The sequence below is a fragment of the Paracoccus beibuensis genome (genome assembly GCF_026162625.1).
GTDB lineage: Bacteria > Pseudomonadota > Alphaproteobacteria > Rhodobacterales > Rhodobacteraceae > Paracoccus > Paracoccus beibuensis.
The window spans coordinates 33,687-51,082 of record NZ_JAOTBD010000014.1 but is presented as its reverse complement, the minus strand read 5'-3'; the positions used below and the strand labels follow the sequence as shown (position 1 = coordinate 51,082).

Below are 17,396 nucleotides of genomic sequence, written 5' to 3'. Positions count from 1 at the left end.
GTGAGGTGAGGCTCGAGCTGGCCGCGGACACGCCCGCCGTTCGGCTCTCTTGATCGCTCCCTCACCACATTGGATTGAAATTCGACCAGCACGCCTCTCTGTCGTCCAAGTGCTCTGCCCCTATGTCATAGAAATCTGAGGAATACAGAAAATAATGTATTATCATAATAGTTTACTTTCCATATACCCATAATACAACGTTCCTGAAGTTCACTGGGCAACTCGCGCGGCAATCTTCTTAGTATCGATAAGGACCTGTTATCAAATCTCTTGACCAGCCGGCTATCCAATGGCCATCTGGCTACATGGACCTGCCTGTCAGCCCCGACGATCTATCAGCTGCCGACCATGCGGCGCTGACCGAGCTTTATCGGCGCGGCACTCCTTTGAACACGCTGCGCGCTTGGGAACGGGACCTGACCTATATCACCGCCTGGAAGCTGGCGGCCTTTGGCACGCCGCTGGACTGGCCGGAATCCGAAGCCGTGGCGCTTCGCTTCGTTCTGGATCACGCGGCCGAACTGAGCGATGCGACCGGCACCGCACGCGTGGCGGCCGAGGCGCTGATTGCGCAAGGATTGCGCCGCAGCTTGGCCTGCCCTGCCCCGGCAACGCTGGACCGCCGCATTGCCAGTTGGCGGGCCTTTCACCGGATGAAGAACCTTGCCTCTCCCTTCGATGCCCCGTTGGTTGCGCAGGCCCGGACACGCGCACGTCGCGCCGCCGCTCGCCCGCCTGTGCCCAAGTCGGCGCATCCGATCACGCGGCCGGTCCTGGAGGCGATGCTGGCAAGTTGCGGTCACAGCCATCGCGGTCTTCGCGACCGTGCGGCCCTGATGCTGGGCTGGGCCTCGGGCGGGCGGCGACGGTCCGAGATCGTGGCCCTGAACCGCGATGACCTGGACCTGCGCGAATGGCAGGACAAGGGCCTGATCCGGCTGCGCCTGCTGTCCACCAAGACCACCGGGGCCAGCCTTGCGCCGCGCGTGGTGCTGAAGGGCCGCCCTGCCCGCGCGGTGCTGGACTGGCTGCATGCCGCGCGAATTCAGGAAGGTCCTGTCTTCCGTCCGGTCAGCCAGGCCGACCGCATACTGCCCCGGCGCCTGACATCCGAAGGCTTGGCGCGGATCATCCGCACCCGGTTGGCAGCGGCCGGCTTTCCGCCGGGCTTTGCCAGCGCCCATGGGCTGCGCGCGGGCTTCCTGACACAGGCGGCGCTGGATGGCGCGCCCCTGCAGGCTGCGATGCGCCTGTCGCTGCACCGGTCGGCGGCGCAGGCGCAGCGGTATTACGCCGATGTCGATCTGGCCGACAATCCTGCCGCCGACCTTCTGGGATAGGCCTCACCAACCGTTCGGCGCCACAGCCTGGTCGGTGAACCTGCGCTGTGCGGATCGGGGCACCTTGGCATGGGCGATCTACATGATAAGCCTTCCTTCTGGCCAATATGCGGGCCATGACATTGCAGCCTGCAATCCCGATGATCGAGAAGGCGGATAGGAGCGGCGGCATTGTGTTTCCATGGCCATTGTACGAAATCTGCCTGGCCCAGGCAGGGCGGGATCATGTCATGAAGATACTTCTGGTAGGCGCGGGGCTTTCGGGCGCGGTCATCGGCCGCGAACTGGCCGAGGCGGGGCATGACTGCCGCATCATCGACAGCCGCCCCCATGTCGCCGGCAACTCCCATACCGAACGGGACGTCGACACCGGCGTGATGATGCATGTCTATGGCCCGCACATCTTCCATACCGACGACGAGGACGTGTGGGACTACGTCAACCGCTTCGCCGACTTCCTGCCCTTCCGGAACAGGGTCAAGACGACCGCCCAGGGCCGCGTCTATTCGCTGCCGATCAACCTGCTGACGATCAACCAGTTCTTCGGCACGACCCTGCGTCCCGACGAGGCCCGCGCCTTCATCGACAACAAGGCCGACGCCAGCATCACAGACCCGCAGACATTCGAGGAGCAGGCCCTGCGCTTCGTCGGCCCCGAGCTCTATGAAGCGTTCTTCAAGGGCTATACCGAAAAGCAGTGGGGCTGCTCGCCGACGGAACTGCCGGCCTCGATCCTCAAGCGGCTGCCGGTGCGCTTCAACTACGACGACAACTATTTCTTCCATCGCTTCCAAGGGATGCCGCGCGAGGGGTACACTGCGATGGTCGCGGCGATCCTCGACCACCCGCGCATCACCGTCGATCTGGAGACGCCCTATCACCCCGACATGGCGCGCAACGCCGACCACGTCTTCTGGTCAGGCCCGCTGGACGGGTATTTCGACTATCGCCTGGGGCGGCTCGGCTATCGCACGCTGGATTTCGAACGCTTCAGCGACCGGGGCGATTACCAGGGCTGCGCGGTGATGAACTATGGCGACCGCGACGTGCCATACACCCGCATCACCGAGCACAAGCATTTCAGCCCTTGGGAGAGCCATGAGGGCACGGTCTGCTATCGCGAATTCTCGCGCGAGGCCGAGCCGGGCGACACGCCCTATTACCCGATCCGGTTGGTGCAGGAAAAGGCGCTGCTGGAACAGTATGTCGATCTGGCCCGGGCAACGCCTGACGTAACCTTCGTGGGCCGGCTTGGAACCTATCGCTATCTGGACATGGACGTGACCATCCGCGAAGCGCTAGATACGGCCCGGACCTTCGCGACCTATCAGGCCAACGGCGCGGCCATGCCCGCCTTTGCCGTGTCTCTGGACTGATCGATGCTACGGCGCCCGTCCACGTCACGCTGATTTTTCCCGCAGCCTTTGATATCGATCCGGCGCTGCACCCCTTTGCCATGCCATGGGGCCGTGGCGAACCAGATCGTCAACGGCCCCCGCGCTTGAACGCTTCGCTGCAGGCAGTCCTAACCCGGTCCTGCAGCAAGGATAGCGGGTCATGTCGGCCAGCTCCCAAGTCGGAATGCGGATGCGAGCTTGCCGCTCTTCCTTCCGGCAAGGCGATCCGCTCAGCAGGCAGGCGCCGTGACGATCACACAAGCAGCCTCAGCAAATAGCTGCCATAGTCGTTCTTGGCGAACTTGGCGGCACGGGCGCGCAACTGGTCAGCATTGATCCAGCCCGCGTCGAAGGCGATTTCTTCGGGGCAACCAGTCTGGAGGCCCTGGCGGTTTTCCAGCGTGCGCACGAAATTCCCCGCGTCCAGAAGGCTGGCATGGGTGCCCGTGTCCAGCCAGGCGAAGCCGCGGCCCATGCGTTCCACCGTCAGGCTGCCGTCATGCAGATAGCTTTCCAGAAGCGTGGTGATCTCCAGCTCTCCGCGGTCCGAAGGCTGGACGGCGCGCGCGCGGGTGGACGCCGTGCCGTCCAGGAAATAAAGCCCCGTCACAGCATAATCCGATGGCGGCACCCTGGGCTTTTCGATGATCGCGCGGGCACGCATGTCGCCGTCGAAATCGACCACGCCATAACGTTCGGGATCGGCCACGCGATAGCCGAAGACCGTGCCGCCGGTGTCGCGCGCATCGGCCGCGGCCAGCAGTTCCGGCAGGCCGTGGCCGAAGAAGATGTTGTCGCCCAGCACCATGGCCGACGGGGCGCCTGCCAGGAAATCCTCGGCCAGGATATAGGCCTGCGCCAGCCCGTCCGGTGACGGCTGCACGATGAAGGTGAAGCTGATCCCCCACTGGCTGCCGTCGCTCAGAAGGCGCTGGAACTGGGCCTGGTCCTCGGGGGTGGTGATGATCGCGATCTCGCGGATGCCGGCCAGCATCAGGACGGTGATCGGGTAATAGATCATCGGCTTGTCATAAAGCGGCAGCAGCTGCTTCGAGACGCCCATGGTGATCGGGTAGAGCCGCGTGCCCGATCCCCCGGCCAGGATGATGCCCTTGCGCTGTGTCATGCCTTGTCCTTCAGTTGCGTCAGAACCCGGCCAAGGCCCACCCGCCAGTCGGGGCGCATGATGCCGAAGTCGCGGGCGATCCGGGTGCAGTCCAGCCGCGAATTCAGCGGCCGGCGCGCAGGCGTCGGGTAGTCTGCCGTCAGGATTTCGGCGACATCGACCGTCAGCCCGGCCCCGGTGAAGATTTCGCATGCGAAACCCGCCCAGGACACGTCCGGCCAGCCGGCGAAGTGATAGACGCCCCCTTGGGCCCCGTCTCGCATCCCGCGGATCATCGTCAGAGCGGCGGCGGCGATGTCGTCGGCGGGGGTCGGGCCGCCGACCTGGTCGGCCACGATGGTCAGCCGGTCGCGTTCGGCCCCCAGGCGCAGCATCGTCTTGACGAAGTTCGACCCGTGGGCCGAGAACACCCAGGACGTCCGCAGCACCGCCCATTGCCCGCCGGCGGCGGCGATGGCCTGCTCTCCCGCCAGCTTGGTCGCGCCATAGACGCCCAAGGGGCCGGTCGGCGCATCCTCGGACCGCGGCGCCTCACCGGTGCCGTCGAAAACGTAGTCGGTCGAGACATGCAGGAAGGGGATGCCCAGTTCGGCACAGGTGCGCGCCATGGCACCGGGGCTGTCGGCATTGACCAGGCGCGCGGTATCGGCGTCGCTTTCGGCCCGGTCCACGGCAGTATAGGCGGCGGCGTTGATGACCGCCCCAGGCGCCACGCGGCGAATGGCGTCGGCGCAGGCGGCCGGATCGGTCAGGTCGGCGGCGTTGCGGCCCAGGAAGGTGGCGCCCGGCGCCAGCGTGGCCAGTTCGCGCGCCAGTTGGCCGGTGCGGCCAAAGACCAGAAGATCAGTCACGCTGCCCCCAGACGCTTGCCCACGCCGTCGCGCGACAGCAGCGGTTGCCACCAGTCGCGATTGGCCAGGTACCATTCGACGGTGCGGCGCAGCCCCTGTTCCACCGTCACGGAAGGCCGCCAGCCCAGTTCGTCGCGGATGCGCGACGGGTCGATGGCATAGCGGCGGTCATGGCCGGGGCGGTCTGTCACGAAGGTGATCAGGTCGGCATGGGGCGCGCCTTCGGGGTGCAACTCGTCCATATGGGCGCAGATGGTGCGCACGAGGTCGATGTTCCTGGCCTCGTTCTCGCCGCCGATGTTGTAGCTGCGGCCAAGCCGGCCCTTTTCCACGACCAGCAGCAGGGCGTCGGCGTGATCCTCGACGAACAGCCAGTCGCGCACGTTGCCGCCGTCGCCATAGACGGGGATCGGCTGGCCTGCCAAGGCCTTCAGGATCACCACCGGCACCAGCTTTTCGGGGAAGTGATAGGGGCCGTAATTGTTGGAACAGTTCGTCAGCACCACCGGCAGGCCATAGGTCTCGGCCCAGGCCCGGACCAGGTGGTCCGACCCCGCCTTGCTGGCGGAATAGGGGCTGCGCGGGTCATAGGGCGTCGTTTCCGTGAACTGCCCGGCGTCACCCAAGGACCCAAAGACCTCGTCGGTCGAGATGTGGTGAAAGCGGAAGCTGTCCGGCCGGCCCTCGCGAAGCCAGTAGGCGCGGGCGGCCTCCAGCATGTTGAACGTGCCGATCACGTTGGTCTGGATGAAGGCATCCGGCCCGTCGATGGACCGGTCCACATGGCTTTCGGCGGCCAGGTGCATGATCCAGTCGGGACGGTGCCGCGCCAGGATGCGGTCCAGCGCGGCGCGATCGCGGATGTCGGCATGTTCGAAGGCATAGCGGTCGGACCCTGCGGCCTCGGCCACGTTGGCCAGGTTCGCGGCATAGGTCAGCGCGTCCAGGTTCACGACCTGATGCCCGCGCGCGATGGCCAGCCGCACGACGGCCGACCCGATGAAGCCCGCGCCGCCGGTGATCAGGATCTTCATGCCTGCGCCTCGAAGGTGAAGGGGGACTGCCAGTTGGCAAAGGCGGGGGCGGCATGGTCCTTGTCCGACAGGACCGGATCGCTGACGCCCCAGTCGATGCCGAGGCTGTCCCAGGCCACCGCCCCATCCGCCTCGCGGTCGTAATGGGCGGTGCATTTGTAGACGATCTCGGTATCGGGTTCGCGGGTGACGAAGCCGTGCAGGAAGCCTGCCGGGATCCACAGCTGGCGGCCGTTCTCGAAGCCGAGTTCCGCGCCGAACCACTGGCCGTAGGTCGGGCTGCCTTTACGCGCGTCGACTGCCACATCGAACAGCCGCCCCCGCCCGCAGCGCACCAGCTTGCCCTGCGCATGGGGCGGCGCCTGGTAATGCAGCCCACGTACGGTCCCTGCCTGGCGCGACAGCGAATGGTTGTCCTGCACGAACTCGGGCAGGACAACGCCTGCCTCCAGCAGCGTCTTGCGGTTCCAGCTTTCGGAAAAAAATCCGCGCGCGTCTCCATGACGGGCTGGTGTCAGAAGAAGAACCCCTGGAAGCGGCGTCCGGTCTACCTGCATCTTTGTCCCTCATGCGACGTGCCATTCAGCTTAGGACATTCGTGAAACGCCAGCATGAAAACCGACGGGTTCCGGATTTCCAGTGTCCGAGGCTTCGATAACGTCTTGCCGCCCGTTGTGAAAGCCCAAGCGGAAACCAGACCCCGCTTCCGGGCGGCATGGTTATCCTGCAGGGCAAATGATCAGCAATGCAACAAAAGACAACGGCCGCCGGTTTCCTGGCGGCCGAGGCATGTCAAGTGTCGGGAACTGTGCCCCCTGGGGTTCAGACCTTTTTGCGGCGGCGCAGCATCGCCAGACCGCCCAGACCACCCATCAGCAGCACGCCCGCCGCCGGAAGCGGAACCGGCGCAGGCTGCGGCTGCGGGTTCAGGTCAGTCTTGATGCTGCCCTCCGGGTTGCTGGTCGACTGAGCGCGGAAAGCCAGCTGCGAAAACGGGTTGGTCGCCAGGCTGCCGGGTGCGGCAATGTCAAACACGATCGAAGCAACGTAATTGCTGCTCCCGCCGCCGTTCGATCCGATCCGAAGGATATAGTCGAACATCGAGGCGCTGCCCGAACCGTTGAAGTTGCACCCCGTCCCGCAGCTGGATTGGGTGCCCGTGCCATTGCCGTACAGTTTCAAGGTAGGCTCGATGGAGTTGCCAGTGACATTGGTTGCACCGACCAGCGAGAAGGCGCTCTCCATCAGCGTTCCGGCATAGTTGAAGCCGAGCCCCAGGTAGTCTGCCGTCCCCACCAGTGTCGTCAGGGTGAAGCGGAAGGCATCCACAGGGAAATCGTCCACGACCAATTGTGTCTTGGGGGTGGCTTCAGCGTTGGTATAGGTCAGCGTGGGGCTTGCGCAGGCGCCACCAGTCCCAGCGTAGCGGCAGTCGCTGCGGCGACGCAAAGGTGCTTGAGGTTCATCAAATTCTCCAATCGTTATGGGCATCGTCGCCTGTGCGCCTCGACGCCCGGGGAATATACCAAAAATTCTAAATGCCTCTATCAAAATTAAATCGAATTTTTAAAATACATCCATGATTTGAAGCCGTGACCCTTCAGAAAAATAACGACCTATACCATTTCGTAGTTTTCCAAATAAGCTAATGATTTTAAATTGTAAAAAAATACGAAACTCCATGCATGCCGAATTTTCACTTAACCCTAGGGTTAGTCGACATTAACCTTAAGCTATAAGAAAAGGTGGTGGCGCGATTTTTTATTCAAAAAATTCCTGCACGATACGCAATTAAGGCAATCCCACATCTCTCGCCACCGCACCAAGATACCCAAGAGATTCTGTAAGCGGCTGTGAATAGGCGGCAAGGCCAAGCGCCCTTGTCGCCCTGCCTTGCGGGTTTGCAGCCCTTTGATTTCACCCGCAGGCCATCTGATCTGCACCTGCGGCCTTATTCGCCAGCGTATGCGTCAAGCCAGGTGATCAGGTCGGTGACCAGGGCTTCGGTCACGCCTTTTCCCGACAGGCTGATGCGGCCGGGTCTGCCGACAACGCGCACCTCCCGCCCTGCCGGCTGGTCAATCACATTCAATGCCTCGGGTTTTGCCTGACCAAGCGGGGCCAGCGCCTTGTCCAGCAAGATGCGCTCCTCCGCCGGGGATTGCGGATTAGCCTGGCTCAGTTGGTCCACGATGCGGCGGGCCAGGGTGTCGTCGCGTTCGATCGCCTTGACCAGCGGCAAGCCCAGCTTTTCGGGAATGGCTTCAGGAAACCGCAATGCATCGCCCAAGGCTTCATGCAGGGCGACGAAGTTCAGGATCTTTGACCGCTTCGACGCAGAGACATGGACAAACAGCGCCTTGACCGCCGCGGCCGGGCTGTCGAAGACACCAAGCCGCGCGGCCTCATGCGCAAGGCGACCGCGTTCGTAGAAGGACAGGTCCGACCGGATCTCGTTTTCCTCGACCATGGCCAGATAGGCATCCGGAGCGGTGGACAAGGGACGCAGCAGCGCCTTGACGCGGGCGAATTGCGTCTGACTGTCCCCGTGCAACTGCCGCAAGGCCGCCAGACGTCGCGCGCCAGAGATCAGGCCATAGCGGCCCTTGTCCAGCTGGACGACCTCGATCGGGGTCTGCTGGCCACGGTCGCGGATACTCGCGACCAATGCTTCCATGTCCTCGGGGTCGAAGGCCAGGCGGTCGCGCGTCAGGTGCTGGGCCTCGACAGCCTCCAGCGGCAGCTCGACGACCATGCGGCCGTCCTCGCGCGCCTGGCGCATTTCATGGGCCAGATCCTCCAGCGCGGATTGGGTGGCAGCGTCGCCGGCGATCCGGGCCACCGGCGGCACGCGCTGAGCGGTGGCATCTGGATGTGGCGCCGCGTCGTCGGTGATCCCAAAGGCGCTCAGCCGTCTGCGTTTGGCCATCTCAGATCCCTCCCCGGCTCATTTTCGCATGCGAAACATTCACGGCTTTCCCGCCTCCAACTCGTCCCGCCGCCAGATGCCCAGAAGCAGCGACTTGAACGCCGCATAGGTGCGGTCGAAGGTCTCGCGTCCGCGGGCATAGGTCTCGCGGTTGAAGTCGCGGTAATCGGCCTCGTAGATGCCATGGACCTGTTCGCCGGCCTGGCCGATCAGGGCGGTGAAGTCCTGGCGGTGCGGCGACAGGGTCTGCCCCAGGTAGGACTGGATCAGCGCCGCCATCTCGGCCTGCTGGCTGGCGTCATAGCGAGTCATCACCGCGCGGATCGCGTCCCATTCGAAATGCAGTTCCTCCCGGCCCAAGGCGCGGGCGGCGATGTTCTCGCTCTCTTCGATCGACGAAAAGGTCGAATGCAGCATGTCGAAGAAGCGGCCGGTGGAGTCGAACTCGAGGAAGCTTGCCCCGAAGGGTACCAGCACGATATCGGCCGCGGCCAGTCCGTTGATGGTCAGGTAACCCAAGGCCGGGGGCGTATCCAGGAATACCAGGTCGTACTGGTCCAGCACCCCGTCGGCCGCCAGGGTTTCCGTCAGCGCGTCCCACAGCTTCCAACCGCGCGATGCCATCCGCCAGACGGGGATCTGAAACTCCGCCCAATAGAGGTTCAGCTGCGCCCCGATCAGGTCGATATTGGGCCAGTGGGTCCGCTTGATCAGGTCGGGCGCCTTGATCTTCAGGGCATCGGCCAGGCTGTCGTCCAGCGCGACGGGCGTCTCTCCGCGGTCGGTGCGGCGCTGGTTGTCGGTCCGCAGGGTCTCGGCATAGTGGCGTGCCAGCAGCGGAAAGACGGTCTGCCATTCATCCTCGACCTGGGCGCCGAAGATCGAGGTCAGCGACCCTTGGCTGTCCAGGTCGATCATCAGTACCCGGTATCCGTCCAGGGCCGCCGACATGGCCAGATGCGCGCAGGTCGAGGTCTTGCCGACTCCGCCCTTGAAATTCGCGACGGCAACGATCTTGGCAGGCAGGTCCTTGGGGCGATAGGGCAGGTACTCCTTCGACTTCGACCCTTCGGCCCCGAAGAAGGCGCGCAGGCGCAGCACCTCATCCAGGGTGAACCACTTCGCGCCGCTTTCGGATTCCGACCGCCCTTGCGGCAGGGCCGGGTTCTGGCGCAGCACCCGGCGGAAATGCTGGGGCGCGATCGGGATCAGGTACTTCGTGATCTCCCATGTCGAGAAGGGGCGCAACTGACGGTTACCGCCCTCCTCCATCCCCCGGCCCATCAGGTCCTGTCGGCCACGCCGATAGTTTTCGGAGATTTCTGCCAGCCCCGGGGTCCCTGTCGGATGTCCCAGTTGCGTCATGGCCCGATCCGGAGAGATGTTGAAGTATGGAGGAAGATCGCCACTCATGTTCGCTCCAAAGTCCTATGTTATCCTTTTTCGGTATCATACCTACATTTTGCGAACATGCGATATCTTTCGCGCCTCTATTTGAGTTTTCTCAGCAATTCTGGCCTTTCAGCCTGACGGGACTGTGGCAGCCAGGACGCATCCTACTGTTAGATCATGTTATTTATCAGTTAGAGCACTGGAGAATAGACCTTTCTGTTCTTCAAGTAGCTGAATTCATGAAAGTTTATTCCTACGGCATTCCTCTTTGTGAATCCGATCCCACGATAAGACGACTCTGATCCCACGCTCATGCGAATCCGAAGCCCCGAAAATTCAGGGTTGCTCTGCTGGACCTGCGGAACGTGAAAACCTAGGGTGGTGTCAATGAAACGACGAATCCGGCCGCGGGATCCGCAGGCACGGACAGCAGGCAGAGCAGAGACCGCCGTGCGGGACAGGAAGGGCAGGGGGATGCAGGCATCTTCTTTGGCGGCGGGGCCGTCATCTCATGTGATGCAGGATTTCTTCGTCTGCGATTTCTTCGCGGCGGTGCCTAAGCACGACCTTGCGTCGATGGAGCATCCCATCTTCTCGCTCTCGACCCGCCCCGACCGGCGCGTGGTGACCTATGAACATAACGGTACCACCCTGACCGTCACGCCCAGTGTGAAGGGTCGGGCGACGATCTTCGACGCCGATATCCTGATCTTCTGCATCAGTCAGTTGATGGCGGCGCTGAACGTCGGCCGCGCCGTGTCGCGGCGGCTGACCCTGACCGCGCATGACCTGCTGCAGGCCACCAACCGCGAAACCTCGGGCGACGGCTATAAGCGCCTGCGCGAGGCGTTCGAACGCCTCGCCGGCACGCGCATCACCACCAACATCACTACCGGCGGGACCGAGGTGACGTCCGGCTTCGGCCTGATCGAAAGCTGGGAGATCGTGCGCAAGGCGCGCGGCGGGCGCATGGTGTCGGTGACGGTGACCCTGTCGGAATGGCTGTTCCAGGCGGTTCTCTCGCGTTCGGTCCTGACGCTCAGCCGCGACTATTTTCGCATGCGAAAACCTTTGGAGCGTCGGATCTATGAACTGGCCCGCAAGCATTGCGGCCGACAGGCGGAATGGAGCGTGTCCGTCGCGGTGCTGGCCAAGAAGACCGGATCGACCAGCCCGATCCGGGTCTTTCGCGCCATGCTGCGCGAGATGATCCGCGAAAACCGCCTGCCCGATTACCTCATGTCCGAAGAGCCCGGCGACATCCTGCGCGTCACCTCGCGTGCGGCGGTCCTTGAACCGGGCGACGGCCCGCACCTGCGCCCCGAGACCCTGGACGAGGCGCGCAACCTTCTGCCCGGCGCCGATGTCCATGCGCTTCAGGCGGAATGGCGCAGGTGGTGGGCGCTTAGCGGCCGCAAGCAACTGCGCAGCCCGGACCGGGCATTTCTGGGCTGGGTCAGGACGCGAAGTGCATGATCGTTTACCAGACTGTCGACAAGCCTTCGTCCGAAAGGATTTCTGCTGGGCGGGCAGGCTTGGCCGGGCTATGCAGCGGCTGATCCTGTCCCCAGTCCCGATTTTTGCCCATGACCACTGATCCTTCCTTGCGCCACGGCACCAGTTTGGACGAACGAGCGCGCATCGCGGTCGTCATCGTGAACTACGGCACTGCCGATCTGACCACCGCCGGCATCGAGAGCGTCCTGGCCCATGACCACGGCGGCCGGCCGGTCGAACTGCATGTCGTCGACAACGCCTCGCCCGGCGGCGATGGGGCATTGCTGGCGGCGCGTCATGCCGAACGGGGCTGGGGCGACCGCGTCACCCTGTGGCGCGAGACCATCAATCACGGTTTCGGCCGGGGCAACAATGTCGTCATCCACGCGCTGAAGCGGCGGGCGGATCCGCCGCGATACGTCTTCCTGCTGAACCCCGACGCAGCCCTGGAAAACGAGGCGCTGGCCATCCTGGCCGACCGGCTGGACGCGAACCCACAGGCCGCGGCCGCCGGGGCAGGGATCGCGCTGCCCTCGGGCCAGCCGGTCACGGCGGCCTTCCGCTTTCCCTCGGCGCAGAGCGAGTTCGCGCAGGCGATGAATTTCGGCCCCGCCTCGCGGCTCTTCGGCGACAGGTTGGTGCCCTTGCCCCCCGACCGGCCGGAAGGTCCGGTTGATTGGGTCGCGGGCGCCGCCGTGATGTTCCGGTTCTCGGTGCTGCGCGACCTGGGCGGGTTCGATCCGGATTTCTTCCTCTATTACGAAGAGGTCGAACTGATGTCGCGGATCCGCGGTGCCGGGCACCAGATCCTCTATGTCCCGGCCGCCCGGATCCGGCATGCCGAAGGCGCCGCGACCGACGTGAAAAGCGGGCAGGTCGAACGAAAGCCCCGCCCCGCCTATTGGTACGACTCTTGGCGGCTTTACTATCTGAAGACGGCCGGACGTGGCGGGGCCATCGCGGCGGGCTTGGGCTGGATGGCGGGGGCTGCGCTGAACGTGCCGCTGGCGCGACTGCGGGGCCAGCCGCTGCGGGCGCCCAAGGGGTTCTTCCGCGATTTTCCGCGCCTGGTCATGAAGCCCCTGCTGTTCGGGCGGTCCAAATGACCGAAACCCGAATGCCCGAGGGCGACTGGCAGGCCCGCGCGGTCCAGGATCCGCGCTTTGCCCCCGCTCGCGGTGACCGCGACGCCAATCCCGCCGGCATCGGCCTCGGCGCCCTGATCGCCGAGGATTACCGCACCCACGGGCGCGACTGGTATTCCGAAGGCTTCTGGGCGCTGTTCTGGCACCGCGTCGGCAACTGGCGCATGGGGCTGCCCAAGCCGCTGCGCGTGCCGATGACCCTGATCTATCGTGCGATGTTCAGGTGGGTGTCGCGCTCGACCGGGATCTACCTGCCTTATACGGTGCGGGTCGGCCGCCGCGTGCGGCTGGAACATTTCGGCGGCATGATCCTGGTGGCCCAATGGATCGGCGACGACGTGACCATCCGGCAGAACACCACCTTCGGCATCGCGCGCCGCGACAGGTTGCAGGACCGCCCGGTGATCTGCGACGGGGTCGAGGTCGGGGCAGGGGCGGTGATCCTCGGTTCGGTCCGCATCGGCGAGCGCGCGGTGATCGGCGCCAATGCCGTCGTCCGCCGCGACGTGGCCCCCGGTGCGATCGCGGGCGGCGTTCCGGCCCGCGAAATCGGACGCGCCGCAGACAGCAAATGACCGGAAGGACCTGACATGCGGGTGACCTTTGCCCTGCCCGAAATGACCATCCTGTCGGGGGGGCTGCGCGTCGTGGCGCAATATGCGCGCCATCTTCTGGACCAGGGGCATGATGTCAGCCTTGTCATCCGCCGCCCGAAACACATGCCGGGGCCGCGCCGCCGCCTTCTGGGTCAGCTGGGCCTAGGGCGCCACGCGCCCCCGCTGTCCCCGGACCGCGGCCATTTCACCGGGCTGGACGTGCCGGTGCATCACCTGGAGGAAACCCGACCGGTCCGGCCCCGCGACGTGCCGGATGCCGACGTCATCGTCTCGACCTGGTGGACGACCGCCGAATGGGCGCAGCGCCTGCCGACGTCCAAGGGCCGCCATGTCCACTTCATCCAGGATTACGAGGATTTCTATCCCGAACACAGCCAGCGGGTCCGGGCTGTCTATCGGCAGACCAATCGCAAGATCGTCGTCGCGCCCTGGCTGCGCGAAAAGCTGATGGCGGAATTCGGGCGTGACAGCATGGTGGTGATGAACGGGGTGGATCTGGACCACTTCGGCGCCCCGGCACGTGACTGCGGCACGCCCCCGCGGATCGGCTTCATGCATGCCCACCATCCGCGCAAGAACGGCGGCATGGCCATTGACGTGGCCCGCCGCGTTCACGCCGTCCGTCCCGATATCGCCTTCCTGGTCTTCGGGGCCGATCCCAGGCCCGACGACGCCCCGGACTTCATCCGGTACGAGCGGTCTCCGACCCAGCCCCGCATTGCCGAGATCTATCGCAGCTGCGATTTGTGGCTGTTCGTGTCGCTGACCGAAGGTTTCGGCCTGCCCCTGCTGGAGGCGATGGCAAGCCGGACCCCTGTCCTGGCCACCCCGGCCGGTGCCGCCCCCGATCTGATCGACGGCCGCAACGGACGGCTTTCGACCTTCGACCCCGCAGAGTTCGCGCGGGCGGCGGTGGATCTTCTGGCCATGCCCGCCGCCGATTGGGCACAGGCGTCCCAAGCCGCCTTCGCCACCGCCCTGGGGCGGCGGAACGACATCGCGGCTTGCGAATTCGAAGCAATCCTGCAGGACACCCTCGGCGGCTGAGATCGGTCGCCTTGCCCGCCTAGTCTTGCGCCGCTCTCAGGACATGGCCCGCCGCATTGCAAGCGGCAGCGACGCGGCCGGGCCGGCTTCCCGCCCCTCTCGCACGGTCCAAGACAACGTGATGAAGCTTCCGGAACTGCCAACGGCTTCTGCGGTTGTTGCCCCAGAGCGCCCCGCAGGCGGGGTGCATCAAGGAGGACATGAACATGCGTGCATTTCTGATGACGACCGCTGCGGCGACCATCGCCCTGACAGGTTCCGCCATGGCGCAGACCACCGCAACGGCATCGACCGACCTCAATGTCAGGTCCGGACCCGGGGTGCAGCACGAGGTGATCGGAGCCATCACCGCCGGCAATGAAGTCGACGTGGCAGGCTGCATCGACAGCGCGAACTGGTGCCAGGTCTCGGGCGACGGGATCGAGGGGTGGTCCTATGGCGACTACCTCAACGTCACGGCCGGTGACGAGGTCGTATCGCTCTATCCCAACCGCCAGGAAATCGGCGTGACGATCATCGAGGCTCCGGCAAGCGATGCGACTTCCGGGCAGGACACCGCGGTCGCCGGCCTCGGAGGGGCAGCAATGGGCGCCCTGATTGGTGGCCCGGTCGGTGCTGTCGCGGGCGCGGCCATCGGTGGAACGGCCGGGGTGTCTGCCAGCGTGGAACCCTCGTCGGAAGTGACGACCTACGTGACGACGAACCAGGTCGAGCCGGTCTATCTTGAAGGTGAGGTGGTTGTGGGCGCAGGAGTGCCCGAGCCTGTGGCCATCTACGAGATTCCGGACCAGCCAGAATATCGTTATGCCCAGATAAACGGACAGACGGTGCTGATCGATCCGACTGAGCGCCAGATCGTCTATATCTACCGCTGATATCTGTCGTCGAGGTGGGGCAGGGCAGCGCCTGGCTTCACCTCGATCGCATGGCGCGACATCCACGCGGACCTCGCGCCCCAACGGCATCCTGCCAGCATAAGGTCAGCTTGGTGGCACGCGCCGCTTGGATTGTGTCGTGCCCCTGACATGGACGCCGCTATCCAAAGGACGACTGCCGGTAGAGGACCGCGCCGAAGACAGCGACTCGATCACAAGCGTTCGATTTGGCGATCTTCCCACTGGGAAAGCGAGGACCGGCTAGTCTGACCGCATTCGACGCATCCGCATGTTCGAGGACAGGCGTCTTCGACGTCCTGCTAGAAACCTGCTTTAAAATAAATCTCTGATTCTAAAATAAATATTTTAATGGATGTGATTTTTTATCTTGCTGCAGTCTTCGCATTACCCTCCAAAAAAAACTTGATAAAAATTTAATATTCATCAAAAGTTGATGGTAGTTTTTTAAGAGGTGAGGATCATGAAAAGTACCGTGCTTGCGGCAGCTCTGGTTATGGCTTTGCCGATAACCGCTAACGCCGCCATTATCGACAACGGCACCATTCAGATGGGTGTTGACACACTTGGCCAACTGAACGTGTCTGGAGGCGCCCCTTCCGCCGGAGGAACCAACGCCACTGGTCTCCGCTATCTGCCGACCAACTATGAAGCAACCGCGCCGGGTTGCCTTTGCGAAGGCTGGGGCGTCGGCATCGGTGAGACTGGTCAGGCAGGCTATGCCAACAACGATGCCGGCATCGGAGGATTAACCTCGGTCTCCTTCAGTAATACCGCCTCGACTGCGATGTCAGTCGTGACGGTTGACGGTACGGGTCTGCGTGTGACGCACAGCTTCGTTCCGGCTTCAGAAACCGCAAACCTGTACCGTCTGTCGGTCAAGATTGAAAACACCAGCGCCGTCGACATTGCCGATCTGCGCTATACCCGCACCTTCGACTGGGATGTGGAACCCACTCCCTTCAGCGAATATGTGACGCATGTGGGGACCGGAACCACCACGTCATTGAGATACTCCAACAACAATGGCTTCGAGAACTCCAATCCTTTTGCATCTCGAAGCCCAATTCTTGCCGGTACGGAAACCACGGATTTCACGGACCTGGGCGCTACCGATCACGGGTCCAACTTCGACTTCGGCTTTGGTGAGCTGAAGGCTGGTGCGGCCTATGATTTCGATATCTTCTACGGGGCGGCTGCCGACGAGAGCTTGGCCATCGCAGCGCTGAGCGCTGTACAGGTTGAACTCTACTCTCTGGGCCAGTCCAGCGGTGCCGGGGGCGCAGCGAACGATGATGTGACCTTCATGTTCGCGTTCAAGGGGGTAGGCGGTTCTGTCGTGGTTCCGCCGGTCGACCCGGCTCCGATTCCGGTTCCAGCTGCCGGCTTCCTGCTGCTGGGCGGCATGGGCGCAATGGGCGCGCTGCGCATGCGCCGCAAGAACGGGTAGAAAAAACGAGCATAAGTGTTTCAATAGCGGCAGCCAGAACAGGCTGCCGCTATTCCATTTGTCCCTGGGAGGAATGATGATCCATTTTGCAATTCGTTCTTTTTGCTTTTTCAGTCTCTTGGCCGCAAGCACTGCACAGGCGCAGGATGCTGCCACCTGCGATGCGGTGACGAACCGCTGCACCAGCATGGTGCGGCTGGTGGCCGAGGAGAACAGAACATTTGCGACCCTCAGTTTGCAGATGGAAAAGTCCGGGGCTGATCCGGTGCTGTTCGTAACCGCCCCGTTGGGCATTGCAGCCCGCCCTGGTGTTCGAGTTGTCATCGACCCTGGCGCTTTCGAAATCCCCTTGCCATTGGATGCATGTTTTCCTGACGGCTGCCGCGCCTCCACGGAACTGACAGCTTTGCAGATGTCGCAGCTGAGTGAAGCCCGGACCTTGTCGGTCCAGTTCATTCCCTTTTCTTCCAGCGAGACTGTTGCCGGCGATCTTGAAGCCGCAAGCCTGATCTCTCCGCTGAAGCAAGCCGGGATTACCCTGCCTTGACCCGGCCCCGGCCCTGGCTGCTCCAATCCCGGATGATGCATGAACCCTCGCCGGAGGGCGCATCTGCGACCGCCGATGGCGGGATGATTGAATGGAAAAAATCGACGCCAGAGCCCCCAGGCAAGCTTCAG

General features: G+C 63.7%; 16 protein-coding genes. 9 read left to right on the top strand and 7 right to left on the bottom strand.

Annotated features, from left to right (window positions below; all coding sequences use genetic code 11):
- Positions 1–305: 305 nt before the first annotated feature.
- Positions 306–1,340: a tyrosine-type recombinase/integrase gene (locus OC159_RS10695; protein WP_265501142.1), complete on the top strand. Its 1,035-nt coding sequence runs from the start codon at positions 306–308 to the stop codon at positions 1,338–1,340.
- A gap of 230 nt (positions 1,341–1,570) precedes the next feature.
- Positions 1,571–2,716, top strand: coding sequence for a UDP-galactopyranose mutase (gene glf / locus OC159_RS10690; RefSeq protein ID WP_265501141.1), 1,146 nt, complete (start codon positions 1,571–1,573; stop codon positions 2,714–2,716).
- Positions 2,717–2,990: 274 nt separating this feature from the next.
- Here glf and rfbA read toward each other — a convergent pair whose 3' ends face one another.
- From rfbA to OC159_RS10655, 7 genes are all read right to left on the bottom strand, one after another.
- Positions 2,991–3,863, bottom strand: a complete 873-nt coding sequence (rfbA, locus tag OC159_RS10685; protein ID WP_265501140.1) for a glucose-1-phosphate thymidylyltransferase RfbA — start codon at positions 3,861–3,863, stop codon at positions 2,991–2,993.
- Positions 3,860–4,714: a dTDP-4-dehydrorhamnose reductase gene (gene rfbD, locus OC159_RS10680; RefSeq protein ID WP_265501139.1), complete on the bottom strand. Its 855-nt coding sequence runs from the start codon at positions 4,712–4,714 to the stop codon at positions 3,860–3,862. The genes rfbA and rfbD overlap by 4 nt, the downstream gene beginning before the upstream one ends.
- Entirely contained in the window at positions 4,711–5,748 is a 1,038-nt protein-coding gene (rfbB, locus tag OC159_RS10675; protein ID WP_265501138.1) for a dTDP-glucose 4,6-dehydratase, read from the bottom strand. Before rfbB ends, rfbD begins: the two co-directional genes overlap by 4 nt.
- Positions 5,745–6,305 carry a dTDP-4-dehydrorhamnose 3,5-epimerase gene (gene rfbC, locus OC159_RS10670; RefSeq protein ID WP_265501137.1) on the bottom strand — a complete coding sequence of 187 codons (561 nt, stop codon included), beginning with the start codon at positions 6,303–6,305 and terminating at the stop codon, positions 5,745–5,747. Before rfbC ends, rfbB begins: the two co-directional genes overlap by 4 nt.
- Before the next feature lie 265 nt (positions 6,306–6,570).
- Positions 6,571–7,299 carry a VPLPA-CTERM sorting domain-containing protein gene (locus OC159_RS10665; protein ID WP_265501136.1) on the bottom strand — a complete coding sequence of 243 codons (729 nt, stop codon included), beginning with the start codon at positions 7,297–7,299 and terminating at the stop codon, positions 6,571–6,573.
- A 400-nt stretch (positions 7,300–7,699) separates the two neighbouring features.
- Positions 7,700–8,677: a ParB/RepB/Spo0J family partition protein gene (locus OC159_RS10660; protein WP_265501135.1), complete on the bottom strand. Its 978-nt coding sequence runs from the start codon at positions 8,675–8,677 to the stop codon at positions 7,700–7,702.
- 39 nt (positions 8,678–8,716) lie between these two features.
- Complete coding sequence (locus OC159_RS10655) at positions 8,717–10,090, bottom strand: AAA family ATPase (RefSeq protein ID WP_265501134.1); 1,374 nt, start codon at positions 10,088–10,090, stop codon at positions 8,717–8,719.
- Positions 10,091–10,585: 495 nt separating this feature from the next.
- On the opposite strand from OC159_RS10655, the gene OC159_RS10650 reads away from it, so the two are divergent.
- The 7 genes from OC159_RS10650 to OC159_RS10620 all read left to right on the top strand — a co-directional run bounded on the left by OC159_RS10650 (position 10,586) and on the right by OC159_RS10620 (position 17,265).
- Positions 10,586–11,545 (top strand): replication initiator protein A, encoded by a 960-nt coding sequence (locus tag OC159_RS10650; protein WP_265501133.1) that lies wholly within the window; start codon positions 10,586–10,588, stop codon positions 11,543–11,545.
- 110 nt (positions 11,546–11,655) lie between these two features.
- A complete protein-coding gene (locus tag OC159_RS10645) occupies positions 11,656–12,672 on the top strand; it encodes a glycosyltransferase family 2 protein (RefSeq protein WP_265501132.1) in 1,017 nt (338 codons plus the stop codon).
- A complete protein-coding gene (locus OC159_RS10640; RefSeq protein ID WP_265501131.1) occupies positions 12,669–13,286 on the top strand; it encodes a serine O-acetyltransferase in 618 nt (205 codons plus the stop codon). Before OC159_RS10645 ends, OC159_RS10640 begins: the two co-directional genes overlap by 4 nt.
- 15 nt (positions 13,287–13,301) lie before the next feature.
- Positions 13,302–14,375: a glycosyltransferase family 4 protein gene (locus OC159_RS10635; RefSeq protein ID WP_265501130.1), complete on the top strand. Its 1,074-nt coding sequence runs from the start codon at positions 13,302–13,304 to the stop codon at positions 14,373–14,375.
- A gap of 206 nt (positions 14,376–14,581) precedes the next feature.
- Positions 14,582–15,250, top strand: coding sequence for a DUF1236 domain-containing protein (locus tag OC159_RS10630; RefSeq protein WP_265501129.1), 669 nt, complete (start codon positions 14,582–14,584; stop codon positions 15,248–15,250).
- Positions 15,251–15,731: 481 nt separating this feature from the next.
- Positions 15,732–16,718 (top strand): VPLPA-CTERM sorting domain-containing protein, encoded by a 987-nt coding sequence (locus tag OC159_RS10625; RefSeq protein WP_265501128.1) that lies wholly within the window; start codon positions 15,732–15,734, stop codon positions 16,716–16,718.
- 76 nt (positions 16,719–16,794) lie between these two features.
- The gene (locus tag OC159_RS10620) at positions 16,795–17,265 is read left to right on the top strand and encodes an invasion associated locus B family protein (protein ID WP_265501127.1); all 471 of its coding nucleotides are present in this window, start codon (positions 16,795–16,797) and stop codon (positions 17,263–17,265) included.
- The last annotated feature ends 131 nt before the right edge of the window (positions 17,266–17,396 follow it).

What these genes read in the sequence shown, in the direction of transcription:
- OC159_RS10635 (WP_265501130.1), top strand. Translation starts at nt 13,302, where the DNA reads ATGCGGGTGACCTTTGCCCTGCCCGAAATGACCATCCTGTCGGGGGGG.
- rfbC (WP_265501137.1), bottom strand. Translation starts at nt 6,305, where the DNA reads ATGCAGGTAGACCGGACGCCGCTTCCAGGGGTTCTTCTTCTGACACCA.
- OC159_RS10660 (WP_265501135.1), bottom strand. Translation starts at nt 8,677, where the DNA reads ATGGCCAAACGCAGACGGCTGAGCGCCTTTGGGATCACCGACGACGCG.
- OC159_RS10645 (WP_265501132.1), top strand. Translation starts at nt 11,656, where the DNA reads ATGACCACTGATCCTTCCTTGCGCCACGGCACCAGTTTGGACGAACGA.
- OC159_RS10695 (WP_265501142.1), top strand. Translation starts at nt 306, where the DNA reads ATGGACCTGCCTGTCAGCCCCGACGATCTATCAGCTGCCGACCATGCG.
- rfbB (WP_265501138.1), bottom strand. Translation starts at nt 5,748, where the DNA reads ATGAAGATCCTGATCACCGGCGGCGCGGGCTTCATCGGGTCGGCCGTC.
- OC159_RS10640 (WP_265501131.1), top strand. Translation starts at nt 12,669, where the DNA reads ATGACCGAAACCCGAATGCCCGAGGGCGACTGGCAGGCCCGCGCGGTC.
- rfbA (WP_265501140.1), bottom strand. Translation starts at nt 3,863, where the DNA reads ATGACACAGCGCAAGGGCATCATCCTGGCCGGGGGATCGGGCACGCGG.
- OC159_RS10630 (WP_265501129.1), top strand. Translation starts at nt 14,582, where the DNA reads ATGCGTGCATTTCTGATGACGACCGCTGCGGCGACCATCGCCCTGACA.
- OC159_RS10620 (WP_265501127.1), top strand. Translation starts at nt 16,795, where the DNA reads ATGATCCATTTTGCAATTCGTTCTTTTTGCTTTTTCAGTCTCTTGGCC.
- OC159_RS10655 (WP_265501134.1), bottom strand. Translation starts at nt 10,090, where the DNA reads ATGAGTGGCGATCTTCCTCCATACTTCAACATCTCTCCGGATCGGGCC.
- glf (WP_265501141.1), top strand. Translation starts at nt 1,571, where the DNA reads ATGAAGATACTTCTGGTAGGCGCGGGGCTTTCGGGCGCGGTCATCGGC.
- OC159_RS10625 (WP_265501128.1), top strand. Translation starts at nt 15,732, where the DNA reads ATGAAAAGTACCGTGCTTGCGGCAGCTCTGGTTATGGCTTTGCCGATA.
- OC159_RS10650 (WP_265501133.1), top strand. Translation starts at nt 10,586, where the DNA reads ATGCAGGATTTCTTCGTCTGCGATTTCTTCGCGGCGGTGCCTAAGCAC.